The organism is Melioribacteraceae bacterium (assembly GCA_035362835.1).
Classification (GTDB): Bacteria; Bacteroidota; Ignavibacteria; order Ignavibacteriales; family Melioribacteraceae; genus DSXH01.
On record DAOSDY010000001.1, the window covers coordinates 757,150 to 776,304 of the forward strand.

Here is a 19,155-nt window from a genome sequence, read left to right on the forward strand (position 1 = left end):
ATTTCGGACTATTGCCTCCTCATCCAACAGATTACAATCCCGCAGAATGAATAGCATTAAAGAGGAGTTTAAATGTTCCAAACGTCCAGTGCCTGTTCTGAACTTTGAAACCGAATAATATTACATGGCCGTTCTTCTGAGTAATATCAACAACAGCTCCGCGTTTGAAAAGATAATCTTCGCCGAGTAAGAAACCCGACTTAAGAAGGTCCTTATCAGGGAACCGCACTACAACACTCCTGTCGAATTTACCGAACGGAGTAGTAGTTGCAAAAGCAATCTTATCGCTTATATATCCGACGCTTTCGGCATCCATACCGTAACCGATCGGGTGAGTGTTATCAACATTGATTCTAAGCAACGAGCCGGGACAGAAGAAATTGTCGTTGCTCAAATTCTTCAGAGTGTTATTTACGCGTAATCCAAGATCTTCAATAGCAAAGTTACATGCCTGGCCCAGGGTAATAAGATAGCCGCCGTCCTTTTCAACAAAGTTTTTCAGATTCTCTAATCCGACTCTTCCCAATCCGCTGTCATATTCCGGAGGTTTCGGCCTGTAGAACCTTGCGGCGTCGCCGCCCGGTTTTCCGTTCTTAATTAAATCTCCGCTCATATCCGGTATTATAATAACATCATATTTCTGTTTAAGCTTCTTCTCCTTAAAATCCTTATTATGAAGTGTGACAAAATTGAATTCGTAATTCTCAAGCAGTAATCGGGTCCAGCCCTCATCCATATTTGCTGTCCAAGGCTGATACAAACCGACTTTCAATTTTTTGATCTCCTTCATTTTTTCCTTTTCAATATCACCTGCAATATCGAATTGAATATGGAGATCTTTCGCTGCCTGTTTTATTATCTCTTTCGATTTACTATTCACCTGAACAAGGACCGAACCGCGTTCATATTCTTTCCCGTTTATAATCGAAGGATCTGTAATCCAGTATACACTTTCATTATTCTTATGAAGGCGGTTTATCAGAGTTGAATTCACATTAAGACCGGACTTTGCTACAAAAAATTTCCCTTCGTTGAACGGTACAATTCCTTCCGGATAATTCGGTTCGGATATTATTCGCGATTCCAATACGAAAGGTTTATCGATCTGGAATGATTTAACTCCCATAAGGTATGGTAACGTCCATCCTGCCACATCATAAGGTCTTATAGGTGATTCGGAACGTGATTTTCTTAAATCGGGATAGCTCTGTTCCTCCATCAGGTCCTTAACGTATCTCCCGTTAGGCTGTGCGAGATAAATTACATAGCTGTTAGCAGGATAGATTGTATTATCAACAATGAACTGTTTATCAGAGAAATTAACTTCGACAGCACCGAGCTGAAGTATTTCGATCATCTTCGCAGTTGTCACCGGATCATTCTGGTCCCTCGGAATTACATATGCAAAAGGTTCTCCTTTCTTTCCTTTTTCAATCGCCTCTTTACCCATTTTGTAATAGTTGGTAAGTAATTCCTCTTTATGAAATGATGAGACTTTCAGCAACGCTTCTGTGAGAGCAAGTTCGTAATTCACAATATCACGGAGCCGCCACCATCCGCCCCGCCAAGGATTCGGATAGTTCGTTCTAACGTCATAGGTAGTAATTTCTGTTGTGGCTTTTACTTCAGAGGGATCGATATACATTGGACTAGCAACATTAACGCTGGCCATTTCGGATAACAGTGAGATTTGATTATGCCACATTCCGCAATCGCTCGCCGGACCTTCCCACCATCCTTCGAAGAGGGCATGACTGATGATTCCGTTGTATCCCTGTTTTTCGAGATCGAGAGCAGTATAACTCCCAATCAGTCCGGCCCATCGCCAGATAATGGGATTTACATTAGGATTGATTGGATCTTTGTATGGAACAACGAACAATCTTGCCCCGCCGCTCCCCATTTGATGTTCATCAAGCCAGATCTGCGGCATCCAATCGTGAAAGGCTATTTTCACAACGTTCTTGGTCTCGGGCAAATTAAACATGAACCAGTCACGGTTATTATCGTGCCCGGAGTAAGTCTGGTAAAGCCAGGGCATCGACCCACCGTCGTATTCGGTATTTAGAGTTTTATTGTACCAGTCAACCACCATTGTAGTGCCGTCCGGATTAATAGACGGCATCAGAATTAGTATAACATTGTTCAGAGAGCTGATAACTTCAGCGGAGGATTTCCCAGTAATCAGGTTGTAAGCGAGCTCCATCGACATTTGAGCCGAAGCAATTTCAGTAGAGTGAATATTACACGTGACAAGAACTACTGTCTTACCTTCCTTGGCGAGAGATGCCGCTTCCTCATCGGAGATATTTCTGGGGTCCGATAGTTTTTTTACAATACTTCTGTACTTCTCCATGTTTTTGATATTCTCTTCGGAGCTGATAATCGCCATAAACATATCACGCTTAAGCGAGGATTTCCCGATCTCCTCATATACAATCTGTTTAGAAAATTCAGAAAGATGTTTGAAGTATTTTTGAATCGTTTCGTAATCGGCTATCTTATAATCGGCGCCGACTTTAAATCCTAGAAATTCCTCCGGGGATTTAAGCTGCTGGGCAAACAGAAATGAAGTTAAAACAAGTGAGATTAGAATTAACCGTTTAATCATATGAACCTCTTAAAGAAGTTATTGATATTTAAGCTGGTTCAAATTATGAAATAGGAAAATTAATAGACACAAAAATTTTTGATATGGCAAAACCGAAGAATGGAGTTACAACAGCTCACTTACAGAATCGACAACTCTGGTTCCACATTCCATGAGAACCCGCCGGCTCTGATGGCCGTTTGCAATAAGAACGGAATCGGCACCGATTTCGGATGCGACTTCATAATCGTGAACAGTATCGCCGATAAGAAGTGTCTCTCCTCTACCGTTCCCGAGGCGTTTCATAAGGTCTTTGCCCAAATGAAGTTTACTTGCGGCATAAATATTATCGAGGCCGACTACATGAGTAAAATATTTACGCAAACCGTAATGATCTACAAGCTCATCGAGCGTATGCTGGGAATATGCGGAGAGGATAGACTGACCGGTTCCCGATTCCTGAATCTTATCGAGTAGATTTGTAACGCCTTCAAAAAGCCCGCACTCAAATTTCCTCCTCTCGTACTCGTCCATCCAGATTTTTCCCAGCTTCTCGAAGGGCTCTTCTTCAAAATCAAATCCGAGAGCAGCATAATAATTTTTAACAGGAATTGTAAAAACATCCCTGTATTTATTAATATCTATTGCCGGAAGGGAGCGTGATTCGGCCAGCCAGTTGATCAGTTCAACACAGAGATTTACATCGTTTAAAATTGTCCCGTTCCAGTCCCAGATTATATGTTTATATTTTTCAATCATGGTGCAAATTTATCCTAAAATGACAAGACGGCAAAATTGAAATGTTGTAAAAATCACTGTTTTTCAAATAATTTAACAAATATTGTTAATTGTAATTATCAGAATAAATTCTATGTTATGATTTATATTATTGCACTACAGAGTGCAATTCGATAAGTTATGTCAGGTCTGTATTCTCTTTCCCCTTTACTGTAATTAAGTCCATAACATATTTAATAGATTATTCCTTTCCACATTTTAAGGGGAATCTGTTGTGGGCATTTTACCATCAAAACTACAATTCTATTTAATTCCCATTCAAAAATATTTTGAGTCGAGAACCGTATGAAAACAAAATTGTTATTCGGTTTTCTTTATTTAATGTTGTTTTCACTTCAGATAATCGCACAAAACAAATCTGTGCAGGGAGCTGTTTACAATAAAATTGCAATTACAAGATCGCAGTCGCAAACCGATTGGGATATCTGGATCATGAACCGGGATGGAAACAGTGAAATCAAACTGGCCGATAATACATACCGGGATACAAATCCGCATTTCAATCCTCAGGGGACTAAAATCGTTTTCGCCAGGATAACAAGTCAGCAGCCGATGCAGAGCGATATTTATATTATGGATTCTGACGGAAGCAATCAAACTAATCTAACCAATATTGGTACTTTAACACAGCCATGTGTTGGTCCTCATTTTTCATGGGACGGTTCAAAAATTGCGTTTGATGTTACCGCCGCGCCGGGTAACGGCGACCTGTGGATTATGAATTCTGACGGAACAGGACATACTGCTGTACTGGCTACAAACGGTGACGACAGTTCCCCCACATTCTCACCCGACGGACAGTGGCTGGTTTTTCAAAGAAAAACTGCTAATGACCCGAATCCGAAATCGAAAATCTGCAAAGTAAAAATCAGCGACGGGACTGTTGTGGATTTAACCGATGGAAGCGACCTTGACGAAACTCCCGTCTATTCAACAGACGGGCAATATATTTTATTTAAGCGCGGATTTACTGTATGGGATTTATACCGGATGCCGCATGATCATAATTCTTCTAACAATGCCGACATAATTAATATAACAAATCAGCCAACAATGCCGGCGGGAACAGCTAATTATTCATGGGAAGGTGATAAAATTGTTTACTATACCGGTCAGCTGGCTCCTGAAACTTCTGAAATATATATAATGAATACTGACGGATCCGGCAAAACAAGAATTACAAACAACAGTGTTGCGGACTGGGATCCTTCATTTTCACCAGCGCAAGCTGCATCTGCACCTGAAATCAATTTAAAGGGGAACAGAGTTGATATTGTTAACGGTGATAATTCTCCCGGTACAGCAGATCATACCGACTTTGGTTCTGCTCTTGTTGACGGCGGTTTGGTTACACGAACATTCACAATTGAAAATAAAGGAACACAGGACCTTTCATTAACGGGTAATCCGGTTATACAAATTACAGGAACAGCTGCGTCTGACTTTTCTGTAATTACAAATCCTTCAGCCACAATTGCAGCCGGCGGTTCAACAACTTTCCTGGTACAGTTTGACCCTTCAAGTGCCGGAACAAAATCAGCAACTATCAGCATTGCGAACAATGATGCTGATGAAAATCCTTACACTTTTGCAATTCAGGGAACCGGAACTGCGGCTGCCTCAGCGGTTTACGGAAAAATTGCGTTTTGTAAACAGCAGAGTTCAAGCGATTGGGACATATGGATAATGAATTCCGACGGAAGCAACCAGACAAAATTATTAGACAGCGATGCCAAGGATATGAATCCTCATTTCAGTCCCGACGGGAAATATATTGCATTTACCAGAACAAGCGGAACAGCACCTAACATCACAAACGATGCATATATAATGAACAGCGATGGTACCAACGTTACCAATCTTACAGCGGATGTATCGGAATCGTGCGTGGGTCCTAAATTCGCATGGGACGGAAGTATAATAGCTTTCTTCAGGAATATTGCCAGCACAGGATTCGCGTTGTGCACAATGAATCTGGATGGAACGAATAAGCAGTATATCAATGACCAGAGCGGTAATCCTGTTTTAGGTGATTCCCCGTTTTTTACACCTGACGGACAGTGGGTGGTATTCCAAAGAGTAAACCCCGATCAATTGACGGGTGCTATTTATAAAGTGCCGGTAGCCGGCGGAAGCGTAATTCAACTGACCAATGCAGCCGACTTCGATGAACTTCCGCGAGTTTCTCCGGACGGGCAGTATGTAATCTGTAAATACGCGCCCGTTGCTGGAGGCAAATCCGATATTGCAAAATTCTCTATCAATCAGACTCCTCAAACTTCGAACGTTACCAATCTTACAAATACAGTAAATGACGACGAAGATTCTCCAATGTATTCATACGAGGCAGATAAGATAGCATTCATGGGTACTGCTGGTAATAATTCGATGGAAATATGGGTTATAAATCCTGATGGAACAAACAAGACAAGATTAACTAATAACAGCGAGCAGGACTTTGATCCGACATTCTCCCCGGGTGGTGCCAAACCGGAACAGGTAACACTTTTATCTCCGGCTAATAATTCAGTAAATCAGCCGCTGACTTTTAATATATCCTGGATTTCTGTTTCCAGTTCAGTAACATATGATTTGCAAGTAAGTACCGACCAAAATTTTCAAGTTCTGGTTATAGTTGAACAGGGACTAACAGCAACTAATAGAATAATAACCTTACTATTAAATAACATCAAATACTACTGGAGGGTAAGGGCTGTTAATAATTTTGGCAGCGGGCTCTGGTCTGATCCATTCAATTTTACTACTGTAATGTCCCTTCCTTCCAAAGTTACGCTTGTAAGTCCGGCTGACAATTCAACACTCAATAATAATAACGTTACACTTGTTTGGTTAGCTTCAATTCCTGACGTTGATAATTACTGGCTTGAGATTGCGGACAATATCAACTTTACCAATCCAATTACCGATCAGAATGTTGCAACCATTTCCAAAGGATTTACTGCGGTTGCTAACAAATCATACTGGTGGAAAGTAAAAGCCCATAACGCAGCCGGCTGGGGAGAGTTCAGCGATATATGGAAATTCAACTCAATGCCCGTTAATGTAAAGGATGAGACGATTCCACTCAGAACTGAACTGCATCAGAATTATCCTAATCCGTTCAATTCAGGAACGGAAATATCATTCAGTATTGAAACATTAACTTTTGTTACAGTAACCATTTACAACATACTAGGAAAGGAGATGGAAATTCTGACAAACCGCGAACTCGCAACCGGTGAATATAAAATTTTCTGGCATCCGGAATCTATTCCGAGCGGTGTCTATTTCTGCCAGCTTAAAACCGACAACTATAATAAATTGATTAAACTACTTTACCTGAAATAATTATATTGAGAACCAAGTTAAGATGATCTAAAACCGGTACGACTATGCGAAAAACCATTCCCCTTGTTTTTCTGTTTTTTATAAGTATGCAAGCCCAGGATAATTTTACTCTCTTGTGGACTGGGAATCATTCCGGCTATGTTCGGGCAATTGCTATAAGTCCGGACGGCTCCAGGATCTTTTCCGGGGGAGACGATAAAACGATCAAAGCCTGGAACCCCGTTAACGGAAATCTTCTATGGACCGGTCAGCACGACGGGAGAGTAAATTATATTGACGTAAGCCCCGACGGCAAAAGAGTTGTAACGGCAAGTTCGGATAAAACCGTTAGGATGTGGGATGCAGACTACGGGGGTCAGCTCTGGATTATTACAGATGTGGATGTTGTTATTGCCGCGATTTTCTCTTCGTTCGGCAACCGTGTAATGATTGCAAACGAGGATAACAATGTTAAATGCCTTAATGCGGCGAACGGAAATGTTGTCTGGATCGGGATTCATGATTCTAACTTTAATACCGGTGTAAATTTTCTCTCGGTAAGCGCAAACGGAAATTTTGCGGCCTCCGGCTCCGACAGGATTATTAAAGTCTGGAACATTACAACACAGACACAGCAAATGATGGCTACAATAAATTCGAATGTATCGACAGTCTATTTCAACAACGACTGGACGAAAGTAATATCCTCCGATTGGAGCGGAAATGTTAAGATATGGAATGCTGTTACAGGCGCGCTGCTTCAAACAATAGTACATTCCGGTCGGGTCCTCGACGCAAAATACAGTCCGGACGGTAATACAATTGTATCTATAGGTGACGACAACAAAGTTAAACTCTGGAATGCCCTCAGCGGATCATTGATTTGGACAGGCAGCCATACCGACGATGTTATCTCGGTGGCATTTTGTCCGGACGGGAGCCGCATCGCGTCCGGCGGTGGATCTTCCGAAAGCCTTATAAGAATCTGGAACGCGGCGAATGGCAGCCTTGTGTGGACCAGTCCGGCCGGTCAGGCAGGGCAAACGGTAAGCCGGATTATTTACAGTCCCGACGGGAATAAAATTCTTAGCTCAAATCATCAGGACAACTCTATAAAATACTGGACGAAGATCCCCTCAGAAGTTGAGAACGATAATCATTCTTTTCCGTCATCGTTTTCCCTTTTGCAGAATTACCCGAATCCGTTTAATCCAGCAACAAAAATCGAATACGAATTAGCTGAGGCCGGATTTGTGTCTTTGAAAGTATTTAACGTTCTGGGAAGTGAAGTCGAAACACTTGTAGAAGAATTTAAGCAGCCCGGAAAATATGCTGCACTCTGCACTTTTAACTCTTTATTCTCTTCGGGTATCTATTTTTATCAATTAAAATCCGGTAACTTTATAAAAACCCAGAAGATGGTTTACCTGAAATAGTCATCTGCTTCAAGGAATTTTAAAAGGTCAAAAGCTGCCGATTATTAAACGAAACTCAACCTAAAAATTGAAGATCATTCTCAGATAGGCGAAACCCGAATTCAGTGATGTTTCCTTGGTAACATTTCTTTCGGCAATATATTTAAACTGAAGATCAAACCATACCTCCCGCACCGGTTCATATCTAAGATTAAATCCCAGAATATTCTGGTTGATTCTCTCGCCGTCAAGGAATTTTATATATTTAGCATCGATCCGTTCGCGGTGTCCTATCATAAAATCTCCACCTGCATTAAAAATCAGATTCCCCTGCCCGTCGTAAATATTCTCACCCGAGCGGACGTGCTGATACTCGAGGTCTATTCTTAAATTCTCACTTACATTGTAAGAAATTGAAGTGTGAATCTCCTCGGAATTCGGACCGATTCTATGACCGAGGTTATGACTGTGAGAAGTATAAGAATTTTTAAGACTGAAATGGGAATAGACATACGGGCGGATTCTCGTAAATTCCAGAACGAGCGAAAGATCGTTAATTGAAAACGGTGAATACCAGAAGGCACCGACCTGATATGCGGTTTTATTAGAGAAAAGTTCCAACTCCTGAAGATGTGAAAGTATGTTTTCATCCAGGAAAAATGTCCCCTGAATTTCAAGATTGTTTATAAGATTCGTCTGTAAATCGAGAAACACTACAGCGTTATCGCGGTCCTGAATCGACATTTCAATATATTTATAAAAGGCGAATGGATTAAGATAGGCAAGATCAATACCTCGTCCTGTATAAATCACTGTTTCACCAAAACCGAAATCGAACAGATTTTCTAATGAAAGCTTAAACCGGTTATATGCAATAAATTTTGTGTAGTTCTGGTCCCGGTCAAAATTGAATTCCCCAACCGTCGAAGCATGAAGAGATGTGAAGCTGAAAACGCCGTAATTGAAATCGACTTTAACAAAGTCGAGTATCGGGTGGTCGCCGGATAAAACGAGCTTACTCCCGTATCCGTAACCGAGTTTCAGTTTCTCCCTGCCGATCTGGAAAGCGAGATTCATATTTTGCGCCGGCTCAATGTAATAACGCAGATACCCTTCGGTAAAGTCGTAATTGCCAATATTTTCAAACCGCTCGTAATATTTGAAATTGTAATTCAAACGCGGGTCGAATGTTGAAGCCAGATCCTGCGATCCGGCTATCCCTCCCTTTTGAGCGGTGAGACTATACCCGATCTTATCGAATACGGTTCCTCTGAATCTGAAACCGATGTCGAACAATGAAGAGTTGTTTACAATCGGTTCAAATTGCTGACCGTACAAGGCTCTGCCGAGAATTTCGAGATAATAGCTAGCGTTATCATCGCGGTAACTGAACATATATTTCAATCTATCAGAAAAGAAATCGGAGAAATCCGATGAGAAGCCGGAGCCGCTTCCGAAAAATTGATAGGTGTTGGAGCTGTCGGCTTTCTCATCGTAGAATTCATCCTGATACTTTTTCAGCAAACCGGTTTCAGTACCACTCAACCGATCCTTTTGCAATTCTATGTTTTGAAGATGTCTCTTAATTTCGAGCCGCGACATAACTGGATTGTCATCATGAATTTTCTGAATAATCCCTTTTACCTTCATCTCTTTAATGTAGCGGTAAACATCGTGGTCCAGTTCAACGTTCTCGTGCTGGGCATAATTCAGATTAAACGTTAAAAGTAAAACGATAAACGTGAAAACGCAGCAATATTTCATTTTTAAAATCACTGTAGTCCGTTCAACTGATCCTTAAACATTTTTAGTTTTGGGAGCGAGATATTTATTATACAATAAAAGTCCTATGATCGTAACAACACCGATCATACTGAATATTATCCAGAGCAGACTCGGCTGATTTAGATTATCAACAAAATGGACGTAAAGATTAGCGCCGAGGATTCCGCCGATACCGCTTCCGAGTACGCCGTACAGGAACGAGTACCCGAGGTAGAGAGCTTTTTTATCCTCCGGTGCGATGAGGCCGACATAGCTTATAAATTTAGGATGAGCGGTCATCTCACCGATCGAGAAGACCATAATTCCGAGCATGAATACCCAGATATCGGTTGATATTGCAAGTACCGCCATTCCTATTGTCCCCATAGTTATTCCGGTTATCATTGTAGGAAGTGCTTTTTTGGTTTTAACAATATTGGAAACAATTATCTGAAGAAGAATAATAGTGCCGGCATTAATTACGGTCACATGTTCAACATCAAATTTCCAGTTAAGATTTATTCCGACAGCGGCAAATAATCCGTTCACCGCGTTGTTGAGCGAAGAAGCATCCACATATTTCTGAACGTACCACAAGACCGAATCGAACATCTGGAAATATAAAATCCAGAATCCTGAATAGATTACTATCAAACCGATAAATCTGAAGTCGGTCAATACAAGCACCATACCTTTTAACACTTCTCCAAGATTTTTTTTGCTCTCCGGTTTTTTTGGTTCTTTATAAATAAGGTAGGTAGGAATTAACATAGCGGCGGTACAAATTGCCGAAGCCATCATTACATACTGCCATCCGAAAGCATTTTTAATATATGGAACTAAAATGAGGGGGAATAGAAATGCACCCAGGTTAATTGACCAGTAGAAGATTCCAAATCCTAATGTGCTGTTGCCTTCATTAGTTTCCCGCGCAATTGTTCCGGATATCAACGGTTTAAATGCACCTGCACCGAATGCCATTATAATTAAACTTGCGAAAACCATTGGATATTCTGTTGTCTGACTTGTAAGGAAATAACCGAGACCTAAGAAGATAAATGCGAATGTTAATGTTCTCCTGTAACCAAAACGGTCCCCGATAGCTCCGGAAAGAATTGGAAGAATATAGAGAAGCGGCTGAATTGTACTTTTAATTACGCCAACACTCTCCTTTGAAAAACTGAGCTGATCTGTCATGTAAACCGACAGGATACTCATCATACCATAGTAGGAACCGCGTTCAAAAAATTCCATCATTATTACGGTCCAGAAGTTTTTAGAAAATGATTTGAAAATGCCGGCTTTGGGAGTGGTGTCTGTCATAGATTACCCTTTTTAGCTTGCAAGATAGTTCGGCATACTGATTTTTGCAAAGCAGGAGGATGGATTTAAAATAAAAGAGGACGGCTTAAACCGTCCCCTTATCTAAATTATAATATGATAATTATTTTGAAACTTCTGCCATTTTTTCAATATGAAGAATTTCTTTTTCCTGTTGACCTAATGCAATATTTGAAACAGTTTTTGTTTTTTCGGAGAAATAAGAATAGATGGATGGTATTACGAACAATGTTAAAATAGTGGAGAAAATAAGTCCGCCAATAACCGCGATACCCATCGATACCCGGCTTTCAGATCCTGCGCCGAGAGCAAGAGCTATCGGAAGAGTACCAAGCACAGTAGATAAGCTCGTCATAAGAATCGGGCGCAACCTTAATCGCGCAGCTTCTTTGACAGCGTCTATAACGCTTAAGCCCTGAGCTTTTTTCTGATTCGCAAATTCAACAATCAGAATTCCGTTCTTTGTTACCAATCCAATTAACATGATCTGACCGATCTGACTGAAAATGTTTAATGTTTGACCAAAATACCACAACGACAGAACAGCACCGGCAATAGCAAGAGGAACAGTGAACATAATAATGAACGGGTCGCGGAAACTTTCGAATTGGGCTGCGAGAGTCAAATAAATTAATACGAGCGCAAGCATAAAGGTAAAGAGCAGACTCGACGAACTCTCCACAAAATCTTTGGAAGCACCTTCAAGCGCAGTAGAGAATTTTTCATCGAGAACCTGTTTGGCAATACGGTCCATTGCTTCAATTCCATTGGCAATGGTTTTGCCGGGCGCAAGACTTGCAGAAACAGTTGCGCTGGCATATCTGTTAAACCGGTAGAGCTGGGGCGGACTGCTTCTTTCTTTAATAGTAATTAGATTATCGAGTTGAATCAGTTCACCGCGGTTATTCCTTACATACAGGGATGCGAGATCGAGCGGTTTATTCCGGTTTTCCCTGAAGACCTGACCTATTACCTGATACTGCTTTCCGTTCATTACATAGAAACCGAATCTCTGACCGCTATAAGCAAGCTGAAGAGTCTGTGCAATATCGAGAGCCGATACTCCGAGCTCGCGAGCTTTCGTTCTGTTTATTTCTACAAGAATTTCCGGTTTATTGAATTTAAGATTTATATCAACATTTGCAAAAGTCGGATCATCCTGAGCGGCTTCTAAAAACTTCGGGATCACTTCTCTAAGTCTTTCGATATCCGGAGCCTGAATAACATATTGAACAGGCAATCCGCCTCTTCTTGTAGAAATGGACTGGCTTTGAACAACGAATGAACGGGCATCGTTTAGTTTCGATGTAATTCGGGTCAACTGATCTGCAACTTCCTGCTGTGTCCTATCTCTCTGATCTCTCTCTTTCATAACAACTCTGACAAAACCGCTGTTCGAAGATCCCCCACCGCCACCTCCTGCAGTTACAGAAATTACAGCGTCGGATTCGGGTACAGCATCCTGAACAACACGAGTCATATTCATTATGTAGTTGTCCATCATTTCGTATGAAGTGCCTTCGGGCATAGTTGATTGAATTCTAACCTCGCCTCTATCTTCAATTGGAGAGAGCTCCGATTCCAGATTAGCGCCTATAAAATATATTATCATTCCAGAGACACCCATAATCACAAATCCGAGCCATCTTTTTCTCATAAAGGCATCGAGAGTGTTCCGGTAGGAAGTTTCCAGCCAGTTAAAGAAAGGTTCTGTTTTATAATAGAACCTGCTATGTTTCTCTTTCTGTTTAAGAATACGCGAACTCAGCATCGGAGTTAAGGTAAGAGCAACAAAGGAGGAGATAATTACAGAACCTGCAATTACAACTCCGAATTCAACAAACAATCTGCCTGTAATTCCCTGTAGGAACATTATCGGGAGGAATACGGATGCGAGAGCGACTGTTGTTGAAATAACAGCAAAGAAAATTTCGGACGTTCCTTTAATTCCTGCTTCAATTGGATGCATCCCGGATTCAACTTTTCTATAAATATTCTCCAAAACAACGATTGCGTCATCAACAACAATTCCTATTGCCAATACAATTCCCAACAGAGTTAATACATTGATTGAGAAATCTGCCAGATACATTATAAAAAAAGTACCGATAAGCGAAACGGGAATTGCAACAATAGGGATGACAGTGGTTCGCCAGTCCCGCAGAAAGAAAAAGATGATAAGAATAACGAGTGCAAAAGCAAGAAGAATTGTTTCTTGAACTTCCGAGATCGAATTACGGATATATTTTGTAACATCGAACCCGATTGAAAGGCTTATATCCTCGGGAAGATCTTTTTTGATCTGATCGACACGTTTATAAAATTCATCGGCAATCTGAATATGGTTTGCACCCGGTTGCGGGACAACAACAACACCAACCATAGGAATTCCGTCGCGGCGCAGAATCGACCTGTCATTTTCCGGATAAAGCTCTGCGTGTCCTACATCCCTGAACCTTACAATTACTTTATCCGATTCTCTTATAATAAGATTGTTAAATTCTTCAACCGTTGTTAACCGTCCGAGAGTTCTAACGGTAAGTTCCGTACTGCTCCCTTCAATTCTACCTGAAGGTAATTCGATGTTTTCTCTTGAAAGGGCGTTACGGATATCGAGCGGCGTAATTTTATAAGCACCGAGTTTAGCGGGATCCATCCAGAGGCGCATCGAGTACCTTCTTTCGCCCCATATGCTAACCATGCTTACACCGGGAATCGTCTGAATTCTTTCCTTGAATGTATTAAGCGCAAGATCGGAAAGTTCGAGAAGGTTTCTCTTGTCGCTTTTAACGCTGAGAAAGAGGATCGGAAATGCATCGGCATCGGCTTTGGAAACTGTAGGCGGATCAACATCAGCAGGAAGACTTCTCTGAGCGCGGGAAACTCTATCCCTAACATCATTTGCCGCTGCTTCGATGTCGATAGTTACATCAAACTCAGCCGAAATTGAACTCCTTCCGTCCCGGCTTACCGATGTAAGAGACCTGATACCGGCAATTCCATTAATCTGTTCTTCAAGAGGTTCGGTAATCTGGGATTCAACAACATCTGCATTCGCTCCCGGATAACTCGTTGATACCGAGATAATTGGAGGATCAATGCTGGGATATTCACGAACACCGAGATAGGTATAACCGATTATTCCGAAGAGTACAATCACAATAGACATTACAGTTGCCAGCACCGGCCGGCGGATACTAATTGAAGATAGACTCATATTTTCTTTTTCAGTTTAATTTACAATCCGTTATTAAAACAACCGGTAAATCAGTTAACCGCGCCGATCTTAACCGGCATGTTCGGCCTGAGCTGAATGATCCCGGATACAACAACTGTATCGCCTTTTGATAATCCGGAAATTATCTGAACATTCTTTTCATCACGTATACCTGTTGTTATAGAAGTCAACCGGGCCTTGCCGTTCTTATACAGATATACTTTTTCACCTTCTATATCTGGGACAATTGCAAAAGACGGAACCAAATAAGCAGTATTCATATCCTCGAGAATAATTTCAATTTCTACATAAGCTCCGGGAGTAAGTTCTCCTCTATCATTAGAAACGGTAGCTCTTGCTTTAATAGTTCTTGTATTTTCATCGATTTTCGGCTCAACCGCATAAATTTTTCCGGTGTATGACCTACCGAAGGAAGGAAGCTTAACATTAATAGACTTTCCCGCATTGAGTATACCGAAATATTTCTGCGGAACCGAGAAATCGATTTTAATCGGGTTGATGTTCTGGAGATTTGCAATGCTTGTCTGAGTAGAAATGAAACTTCCGACACTTACACTTCTCAAACCGATAATACCATCGAACGGTGCACGTACCTCGGTCTTTTCAATTTGAGCTCGTGTGAATTCAACATCTGCCGTTACAGAATTCAGTTCACTTAATGCAACATCGTATTCCTGCTGACTGGTCATATTCTTATCAAGCAGCTGTTTGAATCTGGCTTCTTTATCTTTAGCAAGTGATTCCCGCGAAAGATTTTTACGCAATGTTGCCTGAAGTTCGGCATCGTTAATTTTAACTAGGAGATCCCCCTTCTTAACCCGTTTTCCTTCTTCAAAGAGGATCTCGGTAATTTTGCCGGATGCTTCGCTTCTAAGCTCTACTTCCTCGTTACTTAATGTTGTTCCGTTAGTAAAAATCTTGTTCTGAAGTCTCTGCGGTTCTATTATCATTCCATCAACAGTTATTTGCCGCCTTCCCGTCTGAGGTCCGGGCGAAGAAGATTCTTCTCCGCTAAAATCGATTTTAAGCAGGACCAGAGTTGCAATGATTCCAATTACCGATATGATTGAAATAATTCTTTTTTTGTTTTTCATAATAGAAATTGATCCGGATTAATTTATTATTTATTGCTTGTAAAAATATAAATTCCACTGTTTAATAGATAACAGAAAAAAGGCACTAATGGTTGCACCTGGATATTAAATGTGATATTCACGGAACCCCGGCGGTTTGACAGAATTATCCGGTTATAAGTTTAATTAAGTTGGATTATTTTCTCTCTTAACAGAAGGGACGAAATCAGCAGGTCTCCCCTTTCCCGGTAATCCAAGAATTTCACGCGCCCTGTCGAGTGCATCATCAATATTTCCGAAAACATTCTCCTCTCCAAAAAGGTCGAGCAGTCCGGCCTGCGTCATAGCATAAAGCGGTTGCGTATGCACGCCTGAAAGGACAATAGCAGTACCCTGTTTTCTCGAATCCTTATAGAATTCCTCCAGCGTATGCAGTCCTGTTGCATCAATTGCAGGAACATTGCGCATACGGATAATCCTCACTCTTGGCGGCTCTTCTATAACATGCATAGCATCTTTGAATGTTGAAGCGGCACCGAAGAAAAATGGCCCGTTTACTTCAAATACTTCAACACTTTCCGGTACTTCACGATTGTTAATTGCATTCGGATCGTACGATTCTTCCTCATCAGCTAATTCCCTGGTAATAACACCTACATTAGTAACCATAGCCATTCTTCTCATAAAAAGAATAACGGCTAGTATCATCCCGATCTGAATAGCTATCGTTAAGTCAAAAATAACCGTTAACAGAAATGTAGTGATGAGAACCACCACATCGCTGCGCGGACTTTTCAGAAGACTTTTAAATGAACGCCATTCACTCATGTTATAAGATACAATAACAAGTATCGCTGCCAGCGTTGCCATCGGAATAAGTTTTGCAAGGCTTCCGAAAAAGAGCATTATTAAAAGCAGTGTTATTGCATGTATGATTCCGGCAACGGGAGTTCTTCCCCCATTCTTTATATTCGTAGCAGTTCTGGCAATCGCACCGGTTGCCGGGATTCCGCCGAAAAGAGGAGAAACGATATTCGCAAGACCCTGTGCAATCAGTTCCATATTGCTTCGGTGCTTACCGCCAATCATACCGTCGGCAACAACTGCCGAAAGGAGTGATTCTATTGCTGCAAGCAGAGCAATTGTTGTTGCCGGTGCAATTAAATCTTTTACGACTGCTAGATTAATTTCGTAAAAATGCGGTTCGGGAATATTAGAGGGTATTTCGCCGAAACGGCTTCCGATCGTTTCCACCGGTATATTAAAAAGGTGGACAAGCAAAGTTGAAACAATTATTGCTATCAATGAGCCTGGAATGCGGTGTGTTATTCTCGGCCAGAAAATCATTATTAGAAGCGATATTGCCGCGATGCCGAAAGCATAATAATTCAATGATGAAAGACTCTCTCCGTATATTATCCACTTCTCATGGAATTCCGACGGAACAGATTTAATTGCAAATCCGAACAGGTCTTTTATCTGGGTTGAAAATATGAGCAGAGCGATTCCTGATGTGAATCCGACAACAACAGGATAAGGAATAAATTTAATAATAGAACCGAAACGCGCGAAACCCATTATTACCAGGATTACCCCGGCCATAATAGTCGCTATCATCAAACCGGTCATTCCGTACTGCTGAATAATTCCGTAAACAATTACTATAAAAGCACCGGTTGGGCCGCCTATCTGCACCCGGCTTCCGCCGAAAGCCGATATAATAAATCCCGCTATTATAGCGGTAATAATCCCCTTCTCCGGAGTAACACCGCTCGCAATTCCGAATGCGATTGCCAGCGGTAATGCTACAATTCCCACTATTACGCCGGCTGTAAGATCCGGAAGAAATTGTTTCCGGTCATAATTCTTTAATGTTGTAAACAGTTTCGGCTTTAACATAAGCAAATGTTTTTTAGGATGTAAAATTACCTGATAATCGGATAAAATGCGTGAGAAAATCTTGAATTAGATAACTTTACCTGAAGTTCATTCTGATAATTATCAACACAGAATTTTTACTCATTCTTTCTGATATTGAGAATCAGAATCCGGGTTAGTACTTTTTCATCTAATTAGTATAAAAAAAATCAGGATGGAAATGAAAGAGAACAAAAATCACTGGTACGACGGAATATTTTACGACAAACTGATAGCGCCGAATCAGGACAAATCGTTTGAACTGATTAAGAAAATCATCGGTTATGATAAAACAATTTTAGATGCCGGTTGCGGTACCGGAAGATTTGCGTTTCAGATTGCTGATAGATGCCGTTTGGTTGATTCCGTTGACCTTTCGATAAAGAATATTCAGCTCGCTAACACAAAATTATCTTCAACAGGTTTTTCCAATATCAGATTTCATCACTCGGATTTATTAATGTTTCTTGGCGATACCGAAACACATTACGATTACTCGGTTCTGTCTTATGTTATTCACGAAGTTGATTCTCACCTGCGCGTTGAAATACTCAGAAGCCTCTCGGAGAAATCTGACAACGTAATTATAGCCGATTACCTCGTACCCAGGATTAAAGGATTCTGGAGCGTTTTAAATGAAGTAGTAGAATTTGCAGCAGGCAGTGATCATTACAGAAATTTTAAATCTTATGTAAGAGAAAACGGTGTTTATGGATTGGCTGAAAAAAGCGGATTGAAAATAAAGAAAGAGATTAAAAATGTTCCTTCAACAAGTCATATAGTAATTCTTACAAAAAATTAATCCCGGAGAATTAAAACAGCACCCAGCAGTATAAAGAGAACCGCAATAGTTTTTTTAATCATGTTCGAGTCTTTAAAAATCCTTCCGCCAATAATTGTCGCCCACAGTACGGAAGTTCGTTTCACAGCAAGCGTTAGCGCAACAGATGCCAGTCCGATGGATACGATCTGTGTAAAACGGTAGCCGATTGTTAAAACAGATATAAGCGCAATCCATCCAAAATCCTTTTTATCAGCCAGCAGCCCGGAACTTTTAGAATCGCCTTTGCCGAATAAATATATGATCGTAAAAAGAATTGCGAAGAAGAGATGCTGAAATGCGGTTAATGAAACCGGCGTGAGATTCAACCTGATTAAAAGTAATTTATCCATAACCGAGGAAGCTGTGAATAATAATAGTGCTGCGAGTATGTACCGGTGGAATTTGGATCTGAAAAACACATTAAGAGGAAAGAGTATTTCCTTCAGGTTCTTACTTTCGAGGATGTAAGTCCCGGTCATTAATGATATAAGTCCCGCAACTTCCGGAAGAGATAGCGACTCGCCCAGGAAAATAAAAGCAAAGAAGGCAACAAAGCCCGGAGTTAAAGCAAGCAAAGGAAGCGCGTTGCTGATCTGCAGATTTTTTAACGCTGTCATTACACATAAAAACGCGGCAACGCCGATAACCGCTTTTACAAATAGAACGGTTAGGTTATTCAGATTTACTGTGCCGTAATCGATGAAGAAGAAGAAAGGGATGGAGAAGAGAAGGTTAGCAATTGATAAGAGAAAGGAGAACTCCAGCGGACTTCTGTTAAAAAGAACTTTCTTCTGAGTGATTGCAGCAAATGCTGAAAGAAATGACGATAATAAAGCTATCAGAAACCAGGTCATAGTTACCGGATTAGT

Annotated in this window: 11 protein-coding genes; 3 read left to right on the forward strand and 8 right to left on the reverse strand. The window is 41.0% G+C overall.

Features of this window, described 5'->3' with window-relative positions; all coding sequences use genetic code 11:
• Positions 1-31: 31 nt before the first annotated feature.
• Both PLZ15_03190 and PLZ15_03195 read right to left on the reverse strand, forming a co-directional pair.
• Positions 32-2,611 carry a M14 family metallopeptidase gene (locus tag PLZ15_03190; protein ID HOI28740.1) on the reverse strand — a complete coding sequence of 860 codons (2,580 nt, stop codon included), beginning with the start codon at positions 2,609-2,611 and terminating at the stop codon, positions 32-34.
• 105 nt (positions 2,612-2,716) lie between these two features.
• The gene (locus tag PLZ15_03195) at positions 2,717-3,349 is read right to left on the reverse strand and encodes an HAD family hydrolase (protein ID HOI28741.1); all 633 of its coding nucleotides are present in this window, start codon (positions 3,347-3,349) and stop codon (positions 2,717-2,719) included.
• A 324-nt stretch (positions 3,350-3,673) separates the two neighbouring features.
• Between PLZ15_03195 and PLZ15_03200 the strand changes: the two genes are divergently transcribed.
• Together PLZ15_03200 and PLZ15_03205 are read left to right on the forward strand one after the other, a co-directional pair.
• The gene (locus tag PLZ15_03200; protein ID HOI28742.1) at positions 3,674-6,736 is read left to right on the forward strand and encodes a choice-of-anchor D domain-containing protein; all 3,063 of its coding nucleotides are present in this window, start codon (positions 3,674-3,676) and stop codon (positions 6,734-6,736) included.
• 44 nt (positions 6,737-6,780) lie between these two features.
• On the forward strand, positions 6,781-8,151 hold the full coding sequence (locus PLZ15_03205; GenBank protein ID HOI28743.1) for a PQQ-binding-like beta-propeller repeat protein: 1,371 nt from the start codon (positions 6,781-6,783) through the stop codon (positions 8,149-8,151).
• Between the two features lie 60 nt (positions 8,152-8,211).
• Here PLZ15_03205 and PLZ15_03210 read toward each other — a convergent pair whose 3' ends face one another.
• From PLZ15_03210 to sulP, 5 genes are all read right to left on the reverse strand, one after another.
• A complete protein-coding gene (locus PLZ15_03210; GenBank protein HOI28744.1) occupies positions 8,212-9,894 on the reverse strand; it encodes a capsule assembly Wzi family protein in 1,683 nt (560 codons plus the stop codon).
• 33 nt (positions 9,895-9,927) lie between these two features.
• Positions 9,928-11,217, reverse strand: coding sequence for an MFS transporter (locus PLZ15_03215; protein ID HOI28745.1), 1,290 nt, complete (start codon positions 11,215-11,217; stop codon positions 9,928-9,930).
• A 121-nt stretch (positions 11,218-11,338) separates the two neighbouring features.
• Positions 11,339-14,452 (reverse strand): efflux RND transporter permease subunit, encoded by a 3,114-nt coding sequence (locus tag PLZ15_03220; protein ID HOI28746.1) that lies wholly within the window; start codon positions 14,450-14,452, stop codon positions 11,339-11,341.
• A 50-nt stretch (positions 14,453-14,502) separates the two neighbouring features.
• Entirely contained in the window at positions 14,503-15,567 is a 1,065-nt protein-coding gene (locus PLZ15_03225; protein ID HOI28747.1) for an efflux RND transporter periplasmic adaptor subunit, read from the reverse strand.
• A gap of 165 nt (positions 15,568-15,732) precedes the next feature.
• Complete coding sequence (sulP, locus tag PLZ15_03230) at positions 15,733-17,445, reverse strand: sulfate permease (protein ID HOI28748.1); 1,713 nt, start codon at positions 17,443-17,445, stop codon at positions 15,733-15,735.
• Between the two features lie 199 nt (positions 17,446-17,644).
• Here sulP and PLZ15_03235 point away from each other — a divergent pair, with 199 nt between their 5' ends.
• The gene (locus PLZ15_03235; GenBank protein ID HOI28749.1) at positions 17,645-18,265 is read left to right on the forward strand and encodes a class I SAM-dependent methyltransferase; all 621 of its coding nucleotides are present in this window, start codon (positions 17,645-17,647) and stop codon (positions 18,263-18,265) included.
• Here the strand turns inward: PLZ15_03235 and PLZ15_03240 are convergent.
• Positions 18,262-19,140, reverse strand: a complete 879-nt coding sequence (locus PLZ15_03240) for an EamA family transporter (GenBank protein HOI28750.1) — start codon at positions 19,138-19,140, stop codon at positions 18,262-18,264. The genes PLZ15_03235 and PLZ15_03240 overlap by 4 nt on opposite strands.
• Positions 19,141-19,155: the final 15 nt, after the last annotated feature.

Excerpts from the sequence above, each read along its gene's own strand:
- PLZ15_03235 (HOI28749.1), top strand. The coding sequence starts at position 17,645 with ATGAAAGAGAACAAAAATCACTGGTACGACGGAATATTTTACGACAAA.
- PLZ15_03220 (HOI28746.1), bottom strand. The coding sequence starts at position 14,452 with ATGAGTCTATCTTCAATTAGTATCCGCCGGCCGGTGCTGGCAACTGTA.
- PLZ15_03190 (HOI28740.1), bottom strand. The coding sequence starts at position 2,611 with ATGATTAAACGGTTAATTCTAATCTCACTTGTTTTAACTTCATTTCTG.
- sulP (HOI28748.1), bottom strand. The coding sequence starts at position 17,445 with ATGTTAAAGCCGAAACTGTTTACAACATTAAAGAATTATGACCGGAAA.
- PLZ15_03210 (HOI28744.1), bottom strand. The coding sequence starts at position 9,894 with ATGAAATATTGCTGCGTTTTCACGTTTATCGTTTTACTTTTAACGTTT.
- PLZ15_03195 (HOI28741.1), bottom strand. The coding sequence starts at position 3,349 with ATGATTGAAAAATATAAACATATAATCTGGGACTGGAACGGGACAATT.
- PLZ15_03215 (HOI28745.1), bottom strand. The coding sequence starts at position 11,217 with ATGACAGACACCACTCCCAAAGCCGGCATTTTCAAATCATTTTCTAAA.
- PLZ15_03205 (HOI28743.1), top strand. The coding sequence starts at position 6,781 with ATGCGAAAAACCATTCCCCTTGTTTTTCTGTTTTTTATAAGTATGCAA.
- PLZ15_03225 (HOI28747.1), bottom strand. The coding sequence starts at position 15,567 with ATGAAAAACAAAAAAAGAATTATTTCAATCATATCGGTAATTGGAATC.
- PLZ15_03240 (HOI28750.1), bottom strand. The coding sequence starts at position 19,140 with ATGACCTGGTTTCTGATAGCTTTATTATCGTCATTTCTTTCAGCATTT.
- PLZ15_03200 (HOI28742.1), top strand. The coding sequence starts at position 3,674 with ATGAAAACAAAATTGTTATTCGGTTTTCTTTATTTAATGTTGTTTTCA.